General features: G+C 45.2%; 16 protein-coding genes. 6 read left to right on the top strand and 10 right to left on the bottom strand.

The features are described from left to right. Positions 1 to 1,686: a sensor histidine kinase gene (locus J4N42_RS02910; RefSeq protein WP_252029629.1), complete on the top strand. Its 1,686-nt coding sequence runs from the start codon at positions 1 to 3 to the stop codon at positions 1,684 to 1,686. 9 nt (positions 1,687 to 1,695) lie between these two features. Beyond that, entirely contained in the window at positions 1,696 to 2,415 is a 720-nt protein-coding gene (btsR, locus tag J4N42_RS02905) for a two-component system response regulator BtsR (protein WP_252029627.1), read from the top strand. A gap of 47 nt (positions 2,416 to 2,462) precedes the next feature. Here btsR and nagZ read toward each other — a convergent pair whose 3' ends face one another. Beyond that, positions 2,463 to 3,452, bottom strand: a complete 990-nt coding sequence (nagZ, locus tag J4N42_RS02900) for a beta-N-acetylhexosaminidase (RefSeq protein ID WP_252029626.1) — start codon at positions 3,450 to 3,452, stop codon at positions 2,463 to 2,465. A 97-nt stretch (positions 3,453 to 3,549) separates the two neighbouring features. On the opposite strand from nagZ, the gene J4N42_RS02895 reads away from it, so the two are divergent. After that, complete coding sequence (locus tag J4N42_RS02895) at positions 3,550 to 4,695, top strand: anhydro-N-acetylmuramic acid kinase (RefSeq protein ID WP_252030774.1); 1,146 nt, start codon at positions 3,550 to 3,552, stop codon at positions 4,693 to 4,695. Positions 4,696 to 4,750: 55 nt separating this feature from the next. Then, positions 4,751 to 5,680, top strand: coding sequence for an N-acetylmuramic acid 6-phosphate etherase (gene murQ / locus J4N42_RS02890; RefSeq protein ID WP_252029623.1), 930 nt, complete (start codon positions 4,751 to 4,753; stop codon positions 5,678 to 5,680). A gap of 66 nt (positions 5,681 to 5,746) precedes the next feature. On the opposite strand, the gene J4N42_RS02885 is transcribed toward murQ, so the two are convergent. After that, positions 5,747 to 6,091 carry a DUF2799 domain-containing protein gene (locus tag J4N42_RS02885; protein WP_252029621.1) on the bottom strand — a complete coding sequence of 115 codons (345 nt, stop codon included), beginning with the start codon at positions 6,089 to 6,091 and terminating at the stop codon, positions 5,747 to 5,749. Between the two features lie 310 nt (positions 6,092 to 6,401). On the opposite strand from J4N42_RS02885, the gene J4N42_RS02880 reads away from it, so the two are divergent. Continuing rightward, positions 6,402 to 7,886: a carbon starvation CstA family protein gene (locus J4N42_RS02880; RefSeq protein ID WP_252029620.1), complete on the top strand. Its 1,485-nt coding sequence runs from the start codon at positions 6,402 to 6,404 to the stop codon at positions 7,884 to 7,886. A 183-nt stretch (positions 7,887 to 8,069) separates the two neighbouring features. Here J4N42_RS02880 and ispH read toward each other — a convergent pair whose 3' ends face one another. The 6 genes from ispH to murJ all read right to left on the bottom strand — a co-directional run bounded on the left by ispH (position 8,070) and on the right by murJ (position 15,662). Next, positions 8,070 to 9,032, bottom strand: a complete 963-nt coding sequence (gene ispH, locus J4N42_RS02875) for a 4-hydroxy-3-methylbut-2-enyl diphosphate reductase (protein WP_252029619.1) — start codon at positions 9,030 to 9,032, stop codon at positions 8,070 to 8,072. A 23-nt stretch (positions 9,033 to 9,055) separates the two neighbouring features. Then, positions 9,056 to 9,487: an FKBP-type peptidyl-prolyl cis-trans isomerase gene (gene fkpB / locus J4N42_RS02870; RefSeq protein ID WP_252029617.1), complete on the bottom strand. Its 432-nt coding sequence runs from the start codon at positions 9,485 to 9,487 to the stop codon at positions 9,056 to 9,058. Positions 9,488 to 9,594: 107 nt separating this feature from the next. After that, positions 9,595 to 10,098, bottom strand: a complete 504-nt coding sequence (gene lspA / locus J4N42_RS02865) for a signal peptidase II (RefSeq protein ID WP_252029615.1) — start codon at positions 10,096 to 10,098, stop codon at positions 9,595 to 9,597. Positions 10,099 to 10,199: 101 nt separating this feature from the next. Further along, positions 10,200 to 13,028 (bottom strand): isoleucine--tRNA ligase, encoded by a 2,829-nt coding sequence (ileS, locus tag J4N42_RS02860; RefSeq protein WP_252029613.1) that lies wholly within the window; start codon positions 13,026 to 13,028, stop codon positions 10,200 to 10,202. A gap of 55 nt (positions 13,029 to 13,083) precedes the next feature. Continuing rightward, on the bottom strand, positions 13,084 to 14,028 hold the full coding sequence (gene ribF, locus J4N42_RS02855; protein ID WP_252029611.1) for a bifunctional riboflavin kinase/FAD synthetase: 945 nt from the start codon (positions 14,026 to 14,028) through the stop codon (positions 13,084 to 13,086). A 71-nt stretch (positions 14,029 to 14,099) separates the two neighbouring features. Further along, entirely contained in the window at positions 14,100 to 15,662 is a 1,563-nt protein-coding gene (gene murJ / locus J4N42_RS02850; RefSeq protein WP_286036661.1) for a murein biosynthesis integral membrane protein MurJ, read from the bottom strand. Between the two features lie 260 nt (positions 15,663 to 15,922). On the opposite strand from murJ, the gene rpsT reads away from it, so the two are divergent. After that, positions 15,923 to 16,183, top strand: coding sequence for a 30S ribosomal protein S20 (gene rpsT, locus J4N42_RS02845; RefSeq protein ID WP_047045621.1), 261 nt, complete (start codon positions 15,923 to 15,925; stop codon positions 16,181 to 16,183). 86 nt (positions 16,184 to 16,269) lie between these two features. On the opposite strand, the gene J4N42_RS02840 is transcribed toward rpsT, so the two are convergent. Both J4N42_RS02840 and nhaR read right to left on the bottom strand, forming a co-directional pair. Then, entirely contained in the window at positions 16,270 to 16,578 is a 309-nt protein-coding gene (locus J4N42_RS02840; RefSeq protein WP_252029609.1) for an ArsR/SmtB family transcription factor, read from the bottom strand. Positions 16,579 to 16,706: 128 nt separating this feature from the next. Continuing rightward, positions 16,707 to 17,597, bottom strand: coding sequence for a transcriptional activator NhaR (nhaR, locus tag J4N42_RS02835; protein ID WP_252029608.1), 891 nt, complete (start codon positions 17,595 to 17,597; stop codon positions 16,707 to 16,709). Positions 17,598 to 17,663 lie beyond the last annotated feature (66 nt).

Below are 17,663 nucleotides of genomic sequence, written 5' to 3'. Positions count from 1 at the left end.
ATGGATCTCGTTCTCTCTCTTCTGCAACAAATGTGTGTTTACCTTGTACTCGCGTATATGTTGAGTAAGACCCCTATTTTTCTGCCGCTATTAAGCATCTCCAACCGTCTGAGTCACAAAGTCAGTATTTACGTGATGTTCTCACTGTTTTGTATCATGGGGACCTATTTTGGATTGCAGATCAACGATGCCATTGCAAATACACGGGCAATTGGGGCGGTGATGGGCGGCCTATTTGGTGGCCCTGTTATCGGCACTCTGGTGGGATTAACTGGCGGCTTACACAGATACTCATTGGGTGGTTTTACTGACTTGGCTTGTGCGATCTCGACCACCGCAGAGGGGCTAATCGGTGGTCTACTTCATATCTACTTAATACGCCGCGGTAAAACCAGCCAGCTTTTCAACCCAAGCGTGGTGTTCTCGATAACACTAGTGGCAGAAATCGCCCAAATGGTCATCATTTTGATTGTCGCTAAACCCTTTGATCAAGCGTACGCACTTGTCTCAGACATTGCGGCTCCAATGATCATTGCCAACTCTGTGGGCGCGGCCTTGTTTATGAGTATTCTACAAGACAGAAAAACGATCTTCGAAGAATACTCAGCAACCTTCTCACGCCGAGCATTGAACATTGCAGAGCGTTCTGTCGGCATCTTGGCCTCTGGCTTCAATAGTCAAAACGCAGAAAAAATTGCTCGAATTGTCTATGAAGAAACCAATGTAGGTGCAGTGTCTATCACTGATGACAATAAGATATTAGCCTTTGTCGGAATTGGGGACGATCACCATAAACCCGACACACCCATTTCTTCTCAAAGTACCTTAGATGCCATTCATAAGAACGACATCATTTATCTCGACGGCAAAGAAACACCGTATCAGTGCTCCATTTCATCCGACTGTAAGCTTGGTTCTGCTCTGATCATTCCATTGAGGGCTGGGGATCGAGTTATCGGTACGATTAAGCTGTATGAGCCGAAAAGAAAACTGTTCTCGACCATCAATATGTCGATGGCGGAAGGGATTGCACAACTCCTGTCTAGCCAAATTCTCTATGGTGACTATCAACAGAAGCAAATCTTACTGTCGCAAGCTGAAATCAAGCTGTTACATGCTCAGGTCAATCCACACTTCTTATTTAATGCGCTTAATACCATCAGCGCTGTGATTCGTCGCGACCCAGATAAGGCAAGAGAGCTGATCCAGCATCTCTCCCACTTTTTCCGTAGTAACCTTAAAAAGGATATTGAAACCGTTACACTTCGTGAAGAGTTAGCGCACGTTAACGCTTACCTCACCATCGAAAAAGCCCGTTTCACAGACCGATTAGACATCGACATCAATATCGATGACTCGCTTCTTGAACGAAACCTGCCAAGCTTTACTTTGCAGCCATTGGTAGAAAATGCGATTAAGCACGGTACCTCTCAACTACTCGAAAATGGTCGAGTCCGGATATACAACCAGCCTACACTGCAAGGCGGCCATCGCATTGTAGTCGAAGATAATGCAGGCAATTACCAAACCCCGCAGATAGATCATGCGGGGCTTGGGATGCAAATTGTTGATAAGCGTCTCACCAACAAATTTGGCCGTGACGCAGCGCTAAAAATTGACGTTGAACAGAACCAATACACACGAATGAGCTTTATCATTCCGCCGCTATCACATGGACAACAATAAGGTAGTTACATGCTTTCAGCTCTGGTTATTGATGACGAATTATTTGCTCGAGAAGAACTTTCAGAGCTACTTGAAGAAACAGGGAAAGTCACGGTTATAGATACTGCAAGTAATGCCATCGAAGGGCTGAAGAAAATCAACCAGCTCAAACCTGACGTGGTATTCCTTGATATCCAGATGCCACAAATCACCGGCATTGAACTACTGGGTATGCTCGACCCAGATACGATGCCCAATGTGGTATTTGTGACGGCTTACGATCAATATGCAATTCAAGCTTTTGAAGATAATGCCTTTGATTACTTACTGAAGCCCGTTGATACGCACCGCCTAAATAAAACCATTAAGCGCCTTATCAAAAGTGGACAAGAAAGCAGCGTCGACGTTAGCCCTATCGCCCCTCAAACTTTAGATCAGGTTCCGTGTATCGGTCACAACCGGATCATGATCATTCCGTCAACTGATGTTGAATGCGCATATACCGACATAAGCGGTGTAACCATTTTGACTCACGACCAAAAAGCCACCAGCCAACTGACATTAAAGGTGTTAGAAGAGAAAACACCGTTGGTGCGCTGCCACCGTCAGTACTTAGTGAACATCAAAGCGATAAAAGAAATTAAGCTGCTAGAGAATGGGTTGGCAGAAATAGTCACGGTCAGCGATCATCCCGTGCCGGTCAGCAGGCGCTACCTTAAAACACTCAAAGAGATGTTAGGATTCCACTAATCAAAAGAGCCACTGTAATAAGTGGCTCTTTGTTATTTCGGAGGTGCTTAACCTTGTTCTTGCATTCTAAGCAGCGCGTTCGAGGCGTCTTTCCATTGCTGTGAAGATTTAAGATCAGCCAAAGAGAAAGACTGTTTTTTCAGTAGTGCATCCGCTTTCGGTACTTCTAATACAGGCAAGTTATCGAGCACTTCGACCTGTGCATCGCGCTTGTTGCACACAAGCAACATATCACACCCTGCAACTAATGCTTGATGAGAGCGCTCAGCTGGCCCGCCCATGATAGCCGCCCCTTCCATCGTTAAATCATCCGAAAAAACTAATCCATCGAAACCAAGCTGTTGACGCAATACACGCTTCAACCAATATTCAGAACCACTTGCTGGCTGCTGATCGTAATGTGGAAAAATAACGTGAGCCGGCATCATGGCATCTAAGACACCAGATTCGATTTGCGCTTTAAACACAGCCATATCCGTTTCAAATATGTCATCTCGCTCATCGTAAGGCGTTTCTAAGTGAGAGTCGGCAATAACTCCACCATGGCCTGGGAAGTGCTTACCCGTTGTCGCCATGCCCACCGACTTCATGCCGTGCATAAATGCAGTACTGTGCCTGATAATAGTATCAATATCTTCACCAAATGAACGGTTTCCAATTGCCTTGCACTGATGTCCTGTGTCCAGTACAGGCGCAAAGCTCAAATCAATATCGTGCGCCACTAACTCTGCTGCCATTAGCCACCCGCCCTGGTTTGCGAGCTGCTCACCGTTGTTTTGTTTAGCGTACTGCTCGGCTGCAGGGATCAACGAGAAGCCATCACGAAAGCGTTGAACTCGCCCTCCTTCTTGATCCACACCAATCAAAATTGGACGCTTGGCCGCTTTACGAATCTCTTTATTTAGCGCCAGCAACTGCTCACTGTCGTGGTAGTTCCGAGCAAATAGGATCAAGCCACCAACCGTCGGATGCTCTAGTATTTCTTTGTCTTCCGCGGTTAACTCATAACCTTCAACATCCACCCATAACGGTCCCATGATTTCTCCTACACTCATAATTCGCTAAGTTACCGAGATTATTCGCTTTAAAATTGCATTACAATGGTTTTCAAGTGGAATATGAATGAGATTACAGATGGAATCACGAGAACTGTATATTGGTGTGATGTCTGGCACCAGCTTGGATGGAGTCGACACGGTATTAACCGAAATCAGCGACGGCAAAGTCACCTTGTTGGCTTCAAATGACTTCGCTATTCCAGAAACACTGAAACAACGGGTATTAAATGTCTGCCTTGGACAGGACACTAACCTCGTTGCGATAGGGCAGCTCGATCATGACCTTGGCCACCTTTACGCCGATGCCATTTTAGAGCTACTCAAAAAGTCTGGCTATCAAGCGCAGCAAATTACCGCTATTGGCAACCACGGCCAAACTGTTTACCACCAGCCGAATGGCCCATCACCATTTACCATGCAACTCGGGGATGCCAACATTATCGCGACGCGTACCGGTATCACCACCATCGCGGATTTCAGGCGTAAAGACATGGCTCTTGGTGGCCAAGGAGCGCCGTTGGTTCCTGCATTCCATCAGTCGTTATTCCAGTCACAGCACTCTAGTGTTGTGGTACTCAACATTGGTGGTATCGCCAATATTTCTGTACTTAGGCCAAACCAAAAAGTCATTGGCTACGACACAGGTCCAGGTAATATGTTGATGGATGCTTGGTGCCAAAAACACACTGGCCGGAAATACGATGCTGACGCCACCTTTGCCAAGCAAGGCCAATTAATAACACCGCTACTCGAACGCTTGCTTCAAGAAGATTACCTCTCTCAACAACCACCTAAGAGTACAGGAAGAGAACTATTCAATTTGCCATGGCTTGAAAATATTCTGACTTCTTTGGGCGATACTCCCGAACTAAGCCATGGTGTTTATGCCACAGCCGAAAATGTTCAGCGTACGCTATGTGAGTACACTGCTTTGACCATTGCTAACGACGTTGAACGTTATAGTGTAGGCGCTAAACCTGAACTCTATGTGTGTGGCGGCGGAGTTCATAACCCGCTACTCATAGAAAGACTGAACGCACTGTTGCCTAGGTGGCGCGTAGATTCCACTACCAATCAAGGTATCGACAGTGACAATATGGAGGCAATGGCCTTTGCTTGGCTCGCTCATCAACGTATTCATAACTTACCAAGCAATCTGCCAGAGGTGACTGGTGCTAAGCAACTGGCGTCACTCGGCGTATTGTATTTAGCCGATAGTTAGCTTTATCACCTGCTCATTTTGCCGAGAAGTTTTAACCCGTTAAATAAGGTTCATTATGACCAACGATGCTCTTATCGCAGCGCTTTCTCACTTGGTTTCAGAGGGGCGAAACCCTGAAACCATGGACATCGATCTGTTACCTGCTGTTGAAATCGTTAAACGTATCAACCAGCAAGATAAACTCGTCCCACTTGCGGTCGAAAAAGAAATCCCCAATATCGCCAAGGCCGTAGACATCATTACCGCTGCATTTAGGCATGGTGGCCGTTTGGTTTATATGGGAGCCGGTACCAGTGGGCGCCTCGGTGTGCTTGATGCCTCTGAGTGCCCGCCAACCTTTGGTGTTTCCGACAAAATGGTGCTTGGACTCATTGCCGGTGGACCAGAAGCCATTTTGAAAGCGAAAGAAGGCGCTGAAGATTCCAAAGCCCTTGGAATAGAAGATTTAGAGAAGATTCACTTTAGCAGTAAAGATGTCGTGGTCGGTATTGCTGCAAGTGGGCGAACGCCTTACGTGATCGGTGCTCTAGAGTACGCCAAAAAAATTGGTGCACAAACTGTCGCGCTGTCTTGTAACCCAGACTCACCTATCGCCGATATCGCTCACATCGCTATCAGCCCAGTGGTTGGCCCTGAAGCTTTGACCGGTTCAACTCGATTAAAATCTGGTACTGCGCAAAAGTTGGTGCTCAATATGCTGACCACCGCAAGCATGATTCGATTAGGCAAGAGCTATCAGAATTTGATGGTCGACGTAAAAGCGACCAACGAAAAACTGGTTGCCCGAGCGACTCGAATAGTCATGCAGGCAACAGATTGTGATAAATCCCTAGCAGCAGAGACTCTAGGTGCTACCCACTACGATGTAAAACTGGCGATCTTAATGATCTTGACCGATCTGGATATCGACACCGCTCGCCAGCAATTGAATCATCAGCAGGGTTTCTTACGTAAGGCCGTGGAAGAGCACCATTCTGACGACTAAATTGTCACTTATCTAAACATCCACTAGGAGAGCACTCATTGACCCTCACTGAGTGCTCGTTTTCACTTAGTTGCTGTATTCGTTCCAACCACGCTGCCATTCCATTCGGAACTGCTGCGCGTCTTCCATCCCTTCACACACGCCCTCGTATGGCTGTCCAGATAGACCAATCATGTAGGCATGGTTTGGATTACAATATTCAGCCACACCCTCTAAGTAACCTTCATCGTATTCCGCCATCACCACACTACCCAACTTAGAAAGCTGAGAAAAAGAGCGCTCAGTATGTCCTCTAATACCATCTTGATAACCAATTTGGCGCCAATCTCCTTCTTGCGCTAAGTCTTCCTGAGAAGTGGATACGCAACCAGCCAACATCATCAATACCGATGCCATTATTATCTTTTTCATGCTTTTCCTTTTTTTATTCGAAGGCCTATTTCCTTGATATCAATAGTACATCATGTCACCGACTATGATCGCGAACCGATAAACTAAATTTGAGGGTTAGACCGTTTATCATCGATAAACACCAGTTACCCACCAACAACACCACTTAAACTCTAATCACACCACTCAGTAATTCCTCAAACCACTCACTATTGATAAAAACCACTAAAACGCCAATACGACCACTCAACACAAAAGCGGGTGTTTCTCGCCAGTTGTTTAAATAGTATTCACCCTGAGCTTATAAGAATTTACCCAAAGGATAATTGCTATGATGTGGTTCCTCACCTGTGTCGCGGCCTTAATTGGCGGATACTTTATTTACGGCGCTTTTGTCGAAAAAGTATTTGGCATCAACGAAAAACGTCAAACACCAGCGCATACTAAAGCGGATGGTGTTGATTACGTTCCAATGTCGACTAAAAAAGTCTACCTAGTACAACTACTCAACATCGCAGGTGTTGGTCCAATCTTCGGTCCAATCATGGGTGCTCTATACGGCCCTGCTGCAATGCTGTGGATCGTTATCGGTTGTATTTTCGCAGGTGCAGTTCACGACTACTTCTCAGGCATGTTATCAGTTCGCAACGGTGGTGCATCTGTACCGACTATTACAGGACGTTACTTAGGCAAAGGCGCTAAACACTTTATGAACATTTTTGCCATTGTCCTATTGCTACTTGTAGGTGTGGTATTCGTAAGTGCACCAGCTGGCATGATCACTAACCTTATCAACGACCAAACTGATATGACAGTAACAATGGGTACTATGGTTGCTATCATCTTTGGTTACTACATCATCGCGACTATCGTTCCGGTTGATAAGATCATTGGCCGCTTCTACCCACTATTCGGCGCACTGCTTATCTTTATGTCGGTTGGCCTAATCACTGCTGTAGCATTCTCTAGCGAGCACTCAGTGATGGGTAACTACCAAATGAGCGACATGTTCACTAATATGAACCCGAACGACCTGCCGCTATGGCCTGCGCTATTCATCACAATCGCTTGTGGTGCTATCTCTGGTTTCCACGCAACTCAGTCACCTCTAATGGCGCGTTGTATGGAAAACGAGAAGAATGGTCGCTTTGTATTCTACGGAGCAATGATCGGTGAAGGCGTTATCGCTCTTATCTGGTGTGCTATTGCACTGTCTTTCTTCGGCTCAATTGAACTACTACAAGAAGCGGTATCTAACGGTGGTCCAGGTAATGTTGTTTACAGCTCATCATTTGGTCTTCTCGGTGTATTTGGTGGCATCATTGCTTTCCTAGGTGTAGTTATTCTGCCAATCACTTCTGGTGATACAGCATTCCGCTCTAGCCGTCTAATCCTTGCTGAATACTTCAACATGGAGCAGAAAACACTGCGCAACCGCTTAATGATGGCAATCCCACTGTTTGTTATCGGTGGCATCCTAACTCAAGTAGACTTCGGTGTTATCTGGCGCTACTTCGGCTTCGCTAACCAAACAACAGCTGTGATGATGTTATGGACAGCGTCTGCGTACCTACTACGTCACGACAAGCTACACTGGATTACTACAGTTCCAGCAATGTTTATGACTACTGTTGTTGTCACCTTTATCCTAAACAACAGCACTCTAGGTTTCGGTCTACCGATGAACATTTCAACTATTGCTGGCATCATCTTCACTTTAGGCGTAACCGCTCTGGTAATTAAGCGCTCTAAAGGAAAAGGCGAACTAGACCTTGATGATGAAGAGCAACCAAAAGCAGTAACTGAAACTGCTTAATCAATACATCTTTGCTTGCGAATCAAAAGCCAGTCTGAATAGACTGGCTTTTTTATTTCATATCAAACGAAGAGCAGACAAACATAACCGAGCATTTCGCAGCCAACGCATACTCTGCACCGTGTATTTTCGGTGATGTAAAAAAGCCCACTAATTAGTGGGCTTTTGTGCGAATTGATACCGTTAGTCGACTTGCTTAATCTGCAACTCTTTAGGTACTTCGAAGAACATGTTTTCCTCTCGGCCAACAACGTTTTCAACAGAAGTTGCACCAAGCTCTTGAATGCGGCCCAGTATCTGATCGACTAATTCTTCCGGTGCAGATGCGCCAGCTGTCACACCCACATTTACTTTGCCTTCAAACCATTCCGGCTTGATGTCTTCTGGGCAGTCCGTCAGATAACCAGGCGTACCTAGTTTTTCTGCCAGCTCTTTCAAGCGAGTGGAGTTAGAAGAGTTTTTAGACCCAACTACCACAACTACATCCACGTCACTGGCTAACTCACGTACCGCATCTTGGCGATTCTGTGTCGCGTAGCAAATGTCATCTTTACGAGGGCCTTGGATATCAGGGAAAACTCGGCGCAGTTCATCAATCACATCCGCAGTTTCATCCACTGAAAGCGTCGTTTGGCTAACATAATGTAAGTGTGAAGGATCTTTTACCTTGGCCTTCAGCAACTCAACATCTGCAGGCGTTTCCACCAAGTACATCCCGCCTTGCTCACTCGCATATTGCCCCATAGTACCTTCGACTTCAGGGTGGCCTGCGTGACCGATCAGGACTACTTCCATGTGCTTACGGCTTGCTCGTGCCACTTCCATATGGACTTTGGTTACCAATGGGCAAGTAGCGTCAAATACTGTAAGTTCTCGCTCTTTCGCTTCTTTACGAACCGCTTGCGAAACCCCATGAGCAGAGAAAATCACGATATTGTCATCAGGAACTTCACTTAACTCTTCAACAAAAATCGCACCACGCTGTTTTAGCCCTTCGACAACAAAACGGTTATGAACCACTTCATGTCTGACATAGATTGGTGGTTGATACATTTCTAACGCGCGCTCTACGATACTGATGGCGCGATCAACACCTGCACAGAAGCCACGTGGGTTGGCTAAAAGGATCTTCATTGCATTGCTCATGGTTTATGTTCTTTATGGGTTCGCTATTCTACTGACAAAATCTCAACTTCAAAAGTCACATCTTGCCCTGCTAAAGGATGATTGAAGTCTACCGTCACTGAGTCACCTGCGATTTCAGTAATAATACCTGGAATTTCCATTCCATCTCGACCAGAAAAAGCCATGATGGTGCCAACTTCCACTTCAGCATCACCGACAAACTTGGCTCTCTCCATGTGGTGAACATTGTCTGGATTTGGCATACCAAATGCGTCTTCCGCTTTTAATTCAATGGCCTTGTTGTCACCCGAACTTAAGCCTACTAAGCATTGTTCGAAGTTCTCACTCAAGCTACCGTCTCCAATGACTAATTTCGCTGGCTTACCCATATTATGAGTACTATCAGCAACGGAACCATCTTTAAGTTTGATGGTGAAATGCAGCGTTACTGCAGAGTCTTGGGCTATTGTCGTCACGTTACCGCTTCCTTGTTATTAGTATTTATTAATGTTGCTGTGTTCTTATATTAGAAAGCGCCGCCTGAATCAACAGACAGCGCTTAAGGTTATTTGCTTTAAATCGTTTAGGCTTGGCTTTCTTGTTTAGAGCGGAAGCTATCTAGAATGATCATTGCTGCCCCCGTGACTATCGCCATATCAGCTAAGTTAAACGCAGGCCAGTGATAGGTTCCCCAGTAAAAATCTAAGTAATCAACTACATAACCGTGAACTACACGATCAAACACATTACCAACAGCACCACCAATGATCATGGCGTAAGCAATATTATTCCACTTCTCTTGCGCCGGAAGCTTGCTCATCCAGTAAGTCAACATACCTGTCACAGCAAACGCGATACCAGTAAACAACCAACGTTGCCAGCCAGCCTGATCACTCAAGAAGCTGAATGCAGCTCCATAGTTATGAACATAAAGAAAATTAAAGAACGGTAGAACTTCAATGCGATTCGCCCAACCGTAACCCATGTTATCCATCACGAATAATTTAATACCGATATCCGCTATGAAGATAACTAGCGCAAGCCAGAGCCAACGTACACCTGATTGTTTTAATGGAATATTTGACATCTTATCCCCTAAAAGTGAGCCCTAAAAATGGCTGATAAAAATAACCCCAGTAGATACTGGGGCTATAGAATTGCTAAAAAGTTCAGTTGCTATTTTGCCAATTACGCAAATTTACGAACTTCGCCTTCACCATCTACGTTAGATACACAGCGACCACAGATTTTCTCGTGACCAGAAATCGTGCCTACGTCTGGTGTGTGGTGCCAACAACGGTCACACTTCTCGGCTTCAGTTGCTTTCACTTCAACAAACAAACCTTCAACATCAGTTGCTTGTGCTGCATCAGATTTCTCGCTTAGAGGCTTCACTGTTGCTGCCGACGTTAGAAGAACGAAACGCAGTTCATCTTCTAGCTTGTTAATTTTCGCCTCTAGTGCATCTTCAGCGTATAGCGTCACTTCTGCTTGTAGTGAGCCACCGATAGTCTTCTCTTTACGAGCGTCTTCTAGAAGTTTGTTTACGCCACCACGAACCGCTTGGATTTCAGTCCAGAACTCATTGTTTAGCTCTTCACCTTCCGCTAGACCGAATAGACCTTCGAACCACTCACCGGTGAAGACAAACTTCTCGCGCTCGCCTGGCATTTCGTTCCAAATTTCATCTGCAGTGAACGACATGATTGGTGCCATCCAACGAACTAGAGCTTCTACGATGTAGTAAAGCGCAGTCTGACAGCTACGTTGAGCGTGGCCACCCAACTTCGCAGTGTATTGACGGTCTTTGATTACATCTAGGTAGAATGAACCCATTTCGATTGAACAGAACTGCATTAGACGCTGAGTCACACCGTGTGTGTTGTACTCTTCGTAAGCCTTAACAATCTCTTCTTGCGCAGCCAGTGCACGACCAACAGCCCAACGGTCTAAAGCAACCATCTCTTCTGCAGGAACGATATCTGTTGCAGGGTTAAAGCCACTTAGGTTCGCTAGGAAGAAACGCGCCGTGTTACGAATACGACGGTACGCATCAGCAGAGCGTTTTAGGATTTCATCAGAAACCGCAACTTCACCTGTGTAGTCTGTCGATGCAACCCATAGACGAAGAATATCTGCACCTAGCTTGTTCGTTACATCTTTTGGTGCAACTACGTTACCGATAGATTTAGACATCTTACGGCCGTGACCATCAACCACAAAACCGTGTGTTAGTACTTGCTTGTATGGCGCTTCATCTTTCATCGCAATTGATGAAATTAGAGAAGACTGGAACCAGCCACGGTGTTGGTCTGAACCTTCAAGATATAGGTCAGCGCTTGCACCGTTGTATTCTTCACGAGCATCAACTACAGAGTAGTGAGTCACACCTGAATCAAACCATACGTCTAGCGTATCTAGTACTTTTTCGTACTTATCTGCTTCTTCACCTAGTAGATCAGAGATTTCTAGATCCCACCACGCTTGAATGCCTTTTTCTTCAACTAGCTTTGCAACTTGCTCAACCAGCTCAATCGTATTCGGGTGAAGCTCGGCTGTTTCTTTATGAACAAATAGAGCAATTGGCACACCCCAAGTACGTTGACGAGAGATACACCACTCAGGGCGACCTTCAATCATACCTTCGATACGGCTTTGACCCCATTCAGGCATCCACTCAACGCCTTTGATTGACTCTAGAGCTTTTGCACGTAGGCCAGCTTGGTCCATAGAAACGAACCACTGCGGTGTTGCACGGAAGATGATTGGCGTTTTGTGTCTCCAACAATGTGGGTAGCTGTGCTCATAAGCATGGTGGTGTAGTAGCGCGCCTTTCTCTTTTAGCGTTTCTACTACTGCATCATTGGCTTTAAATACATGCTGACCTGCAAATAGCTCAGTATCCGGTAAGTAAACACCGTTTGAACCTACTGGGTTAGCTACTTCTAGGTTGTACTTGTTACCAACTGCAAAGTCTTCTTGACCGTGGCCAGGCGCAGTGTGAACCACACCAGTACCAGATTCAGTTGTTACGTGATCGCCAAGGATCGCTGGAACAGTAAAGTCGTAGAATGGATGTTGGAACTGAGAAAGCTCAAGATCCGCACCTTTCGCAAAACCTAGGTTATGGAAGTGCTCGATACCTGCACGATCCATCACATCTTTCGCCAGTTCAGACGCAACGATGATACGCTCTTTCGCCTCGCCTTCTACTTGGATAAGTACGTACTCTAGATCGTCACGTAGACACACTGCGCGGTTTGCTGGCAGAGTCCACGGTGTGGTCGTCCAGATTACGATAGAGATATCGCCTTCGCCTTTGTGGCCTTCTGTCAGGTCGAACTTAGACAACAGCGCAGATTCATCCTCTGCTTTAAAGCGAACATCAATAGAAGGAGAAACTTTATCTTTGTACTCTACTTCTGCTTCAGCAAGAGCTGAACCACAGTCAGTACACCAGTGAACGGGTTTAAAACCTTTCAGTAAGTGGCCGTTGTCTGCAATCTTACCTAGTGCGCGGATGATGTTTGCTTCTGTAGCAAAATCCATAGTGCGGTAAGGCTTGTCCCACTCGCCCATGATACCTAGGCGTTTGAAGCTCTCTTTTTGGCCTTCAACCTGACCAGCCGCATACTTACGACACTCTTCACGGAACTCAGCCGCAGAGATTTTTTGGCCTGGTTTGCCTTTCTTCTTTTCTACCATTAGTTCAATTGGTAGGCCGTGACAGTCCCAACCAGGAATGTACGGTGCATCAAAACCAGAAAGCGTTTTGGATTTAATAATAATGTCTTTAAGAATCTTGTTTAGTGCGTGACCAATGTGAATGTCACCATTCGCATATGGAGGGCCATCATGTAGAACGAAAGATTTTTTGCCTTTCTTCGCTTTACGGATTTCGCCATAAAGGTCTTCTTTGTACCAACGCTTAAGCATTTCTGGCTCACGATTTGCCAGATTGCCACGCATCGGAAACCCTGTTTCAGGAAGGTTCAGGGTATCTTTATACTCACTCATCGATTCTTAATTCCGTTGTGTTGGGTGACAGTTAGACATTATGCCAAGCAGCGAACTAAACCGCTTGGACTTTACGCTGCTGCAGCCACACCCTTGCTGCTTCAGCATCCAATTCTATTTGTTGCTTGAGTAAATCAAATGACTCAAACTTTTGCTCATCTCGGAGCTTATGTAAAAGTACCACTTCTAACTGTTTGCCGTACAAATTGGCTTGAAAGTCAAATAAGTGCACTTCGAGTTGTTGGCGAACACCGTTTACTGTTGGTCTCTGACCAATATTAGCAACACCACCGACAGGCTCATCTCCCAAGCCTAATGCTTGAACAACGTATACGCCGGACACTGGCGAAACACAACGCTTCAGCGGAATATTCGCGGTTGGGAAACCAATGGTCCTGCCTAGCTTACGACCATGGGAAACACGGCCACTGATGCTGTAGTTTCTACCCAGCATGGTCTTAGCATTGGCTAAATCATCACTGGCTAGAGAGCGGCGAATAGCGGTACTGCTCACTCTTGCTTGCTCAAAGCAAAAGCTTTGCGTACTCACTACTTCAAATCCGTACTTCTCTCCTGCTTCTTTCAGCATAGAGAAATCACCCGTGCGGCCTTTGCCAAAGCAGAAGTCGTCACCAACGACTAAAAACTTAACACCCAACTTAGCCACCAACAAGTCACTAATGAACTCCTCGGCAGATAAGTTTGCAAAATAGGCGTTAAAATTTACGCATAGCAACCGATCAAGGTTTAGTTTTCCTAATTGAACAAATTTGTCTCTCAACCGAGTCAATCGAGCTGGCGCTTTCTCTTTCGCAAACAGCTCTAATGGCTGAGGCTCGAACGTCATCACAACAGAAGGCAAGTTCAAAACACTTGCTTGCTCAGACACTTGCTTAAGGACTTGCTGATGCCCAAGATGGACGCCATCAAAGTTTCCTATGGTGAGCACACAACCTTGATGTTGTGGCTTAATATTGTGAATGCCGCGGATCAATTCCATTGGAATATACTAAAAACCTATCTTTCTCGAATACTAATACGTGAAACCGACGGATTATATACTAATCAACCTTACTCTGTCGCTGCTTTTAGGTCTTTTAGACGAACACCCAGTGTAAATATTATTGCTAGGTAAACAGCCGCCCCTAAAGCAATCAGTAAAGTTAGCATTCCAATCCGTTCAGAAAGTCCCCAAGTTAACCAAACAGACATATCTTCAAGCTGCCATAAAATAGCCGCTACCATGGCACCACCCGCAACAATTAACTTGCTTACAAATAGCACCGTTGTTTTAGTAAGTTTGTATACACCTTGGATATGTAGCCCTCTATATAGAAGCGCCATATTTACAAACGCCGATAATGCCGTTGCTATCGCTAGCCCCACGTATCCATAGAACCAAGCAAAAATGGCGTTAAACACCATATTGGTTGCCATTGCTATGATGCCGTACTTTACTGGTGTTTTAGTATCTTGTCGGCTGTAATAGCCAGGCGCCAACACCTTAATTAACATAAAGTTAAGTAAACCTGACGCGTAAGCAAGTAAAGAGAGTGATGCTTGATGCACATCATTCGGAGAAAACTCACCACGCATAAATAACACCATCAGCATAGGCTTTGCCAATACCATAAGTCCTAACATTGCAGGGATACCCAATAGAGTCACCATTCTTACCCCCCAATCCATGGTATGAGCAAACCCCTCACCTTGTGCATCAACATGCTTTCGAGACAAAGCCGGTAATATTACTGTTGCAATCGCAATTCCGAACAGCCCCAAAGGGAACTCCAATAAACGGTCGGAATAGTACAACCAACTGATCGAGCCGGTTTGAAGGAAACTCGCGATAAACGTATCGAATAACAGGTTGATCTGACTTACCGAAACACCAAACAGAGCGGGGATCATCAAAGTACGGATTTTCACGACTCCAGGGTCGCGCCATCCCCACTTAGGCTTAACCATCACACCTGCTTTAATCAGGAAAGGGATTTGAAATAGGAACTGAACTAAGCCACCAAGAAAGACACCAATCGCCAATCCGACCTCGGGTTGAGCTAGGTTCGGTGCTATATACCAAGCTGACCCAATGATCATCACATTGAGAAATACCGGGGTAAAAGAGGAAACTGCAAATTTACCCATGGTATTAAGAATCGCACCAGACAATGCGACAAAGGTGATAAACCATAAATAAGGAAAGGTAATTTTGAGCATAAAGCTCGCCAGCTCAAATTTCTCTGCCGATGGTCCGCCCTTTAGCCAATCGAGAAACCAACCAAAGCCGAACAAAGCCGTCACTACGCCAGACCCTAATACCCCAAGCACAGTAACTATAGAAACAATGACGCCTAATGTTCCCGAAGCGCGCGCAATGAGTTCTCGAGTTTTATTCATATCGCCAGATGCGTGATACTCCGTCAGGACTGGAACAAAAGCTTGAGAAAAAGCGCCCTCAGCAAATAAGCGACGTAAGAAGTTAGGAATCTTATTAGCAAAAAAGAAGACATCCGCGCTTGCGCCAGCTCCCATTAAGTTGGCGACGACAACATCACGAACTAAGCCTAGAACGCGCGAAATCAAAGTCATGGCACTGACTATCATGCCCGACTTTAGGAGACGTTTACTCACATGAACCTCAATTGGTATGTCCAAAACTTCATTATCTTCAATGACAAGCAAGGAATGTCAGGGGAACCGCAGATAAGTATTAGCAATGGTATAAAAATACTGTTAGAATCCCCGCCATCTTAACCGCGATAACCTTTTCATACCAAAATTAGTTTTGGCCTCGATGGGTTTTTGCACAAATCATTTGACAATGAGGCGCAAATGAGGGATATTCCTCGCCCTTAAATTGTCACCGAACTAAGTTTTTGGGAGTTAGACCCTTGGCAAACAGTAAATCTGCTAAGAAGCGCGCTATCCAAGCTGAGAAACGTCGTCAGCACAATGCTAGCCGTCGTTCTATGATGCGCACTTACATGAAGAAAACTATCGCTGCTATCGAAGCTGGCGACAAAGAAGCTGCAACTGCTGCATTCGCTGCAGTTACACCACTACTAGACCGCATGGCGACTAAAGGCCTTATTCACAAGAATAAAGCAGCTCGTCATAAGTCTCGTTTCTCTGCTGCAATCAAAGCTCTATAATAGAGACTTGATTCAAGAGAACAAAAAAACCGGCTTTTGCCGGTTTTTTTATATCTGTTGTATTCATTCGTAAAACAACATTGGCTCTACGCCTGTTCAAGATCTTCACAGTAGATGCTATGAAGTAGTTCAATCATCGCCTTCACTTCATCGCTGCTCAATGTATAAAAAACCGTTTGAGCTTCTTTACGGGTATTCACCAAACCATCGCGACGTAGCCATGCTAAATGCTGAGAGAGTGCAGACTGGCTCAACTCTAATTTGCCACAGAGTTCCCCTACTGATAGCTCTTGATTGTGTAACAAACACAAAATTTGCAAACGACGTTCATTGGCCATCGCTTTCAAAAGCACGACTGCTTTTGCCGAGTTTTTTTCCATTTCTTGTAGGTTCATTGGCAGGTCCTCTTGGAACAGCAACACATCGAAGTGATTTATCACACTTCAAGCATTCAAGGGTATTTTATAAACTGTAACAATATCATCGCTGATAGTAATCTATTTACCATCAGTAATAAAAGTCATCACTTAAACAAATTGGTAAAATCTGCGTCACAAACGTTTTTCACTGCTGGATGTTGGATCATTCTCTCAGCAAAAATGACATAGAACTCTTCTTTCAGACCTTCAATGTTCCCAACTAACTGAAGCGGGAAATCATCCCCTACCTCTTCCACATACAAGGTAGGAGCAAGAAATACTGCATCATGATGATAACGCGCAAAAGCTTTCATCAATGCCACATCATCAAACTCGCCTAGAATATTAGGTTGAATGCCTTGTGTATCTAGCCACTGGAGGACCTTCCGCCCCATCGCAGTTCGGCTGCCAGGAATAAGTAGCTTTCTTTGTTCTAGTACGGCGGGGAATTGAATGTTATCGATGTTACCTGAGCAGAAGAAACTCATACTACTTTCACCCAGCTTCTTGCTATATAGGCCAGGGCTCTGACTGGAGTCTACAGGACAATCCGATAAGATCATATCTAACTTATGCTGTGATAACTGCTCTAGTAGCATTTCGTGGGTAGATTCAAAACAACGTAAGTGAATGCTGTCATCTTCGGGCACCGTGGTCATAAGAATCTTGCTCACTAATCGTTTTGACAACGCATCCGCAACCCCGACCTCAAACAAAATATTGGAACGCTGGCTATAGTTCACGATATCGAGCATCTCATAACTGAGTCCAAACATACGATCGGCATATTTAAAGACCAATTGACCCAGTTCTGTTGGTTCAACACTACGCCCATTACGCTTAGTGAGCTTGCCATCCATTCTGTCTTCAAGCGCTTTGATCTGGCCAGTCACCGTTTGCGGCGTCAGAAACAGCGCATCGGCTGCCTTTGTTACAGACCCCTGTTTGCACACCATCCAAAAATAATACAGATGGTTATAGTTTAAATGTGACATACGAGGCGCTCCCTATGATAAGAGCCCTAGGTTATATCAAAACCAGCGCATGACAACAATAACTCG

This window comes from Vibrio sp. SCSIO 43135 (genome assembly GCF_023716665.1).
In the GTDB taxonomy this organism is placed as follows: Bacteria; Pseudomonadota; Gammaproteobacteria; order Enterobacterales; family Vibrionaceae; genus Vibrio; species Vibrio paucivorans.
This window is presented reverse-complemented; position numbering and strand designations above follow the sequence as displayed.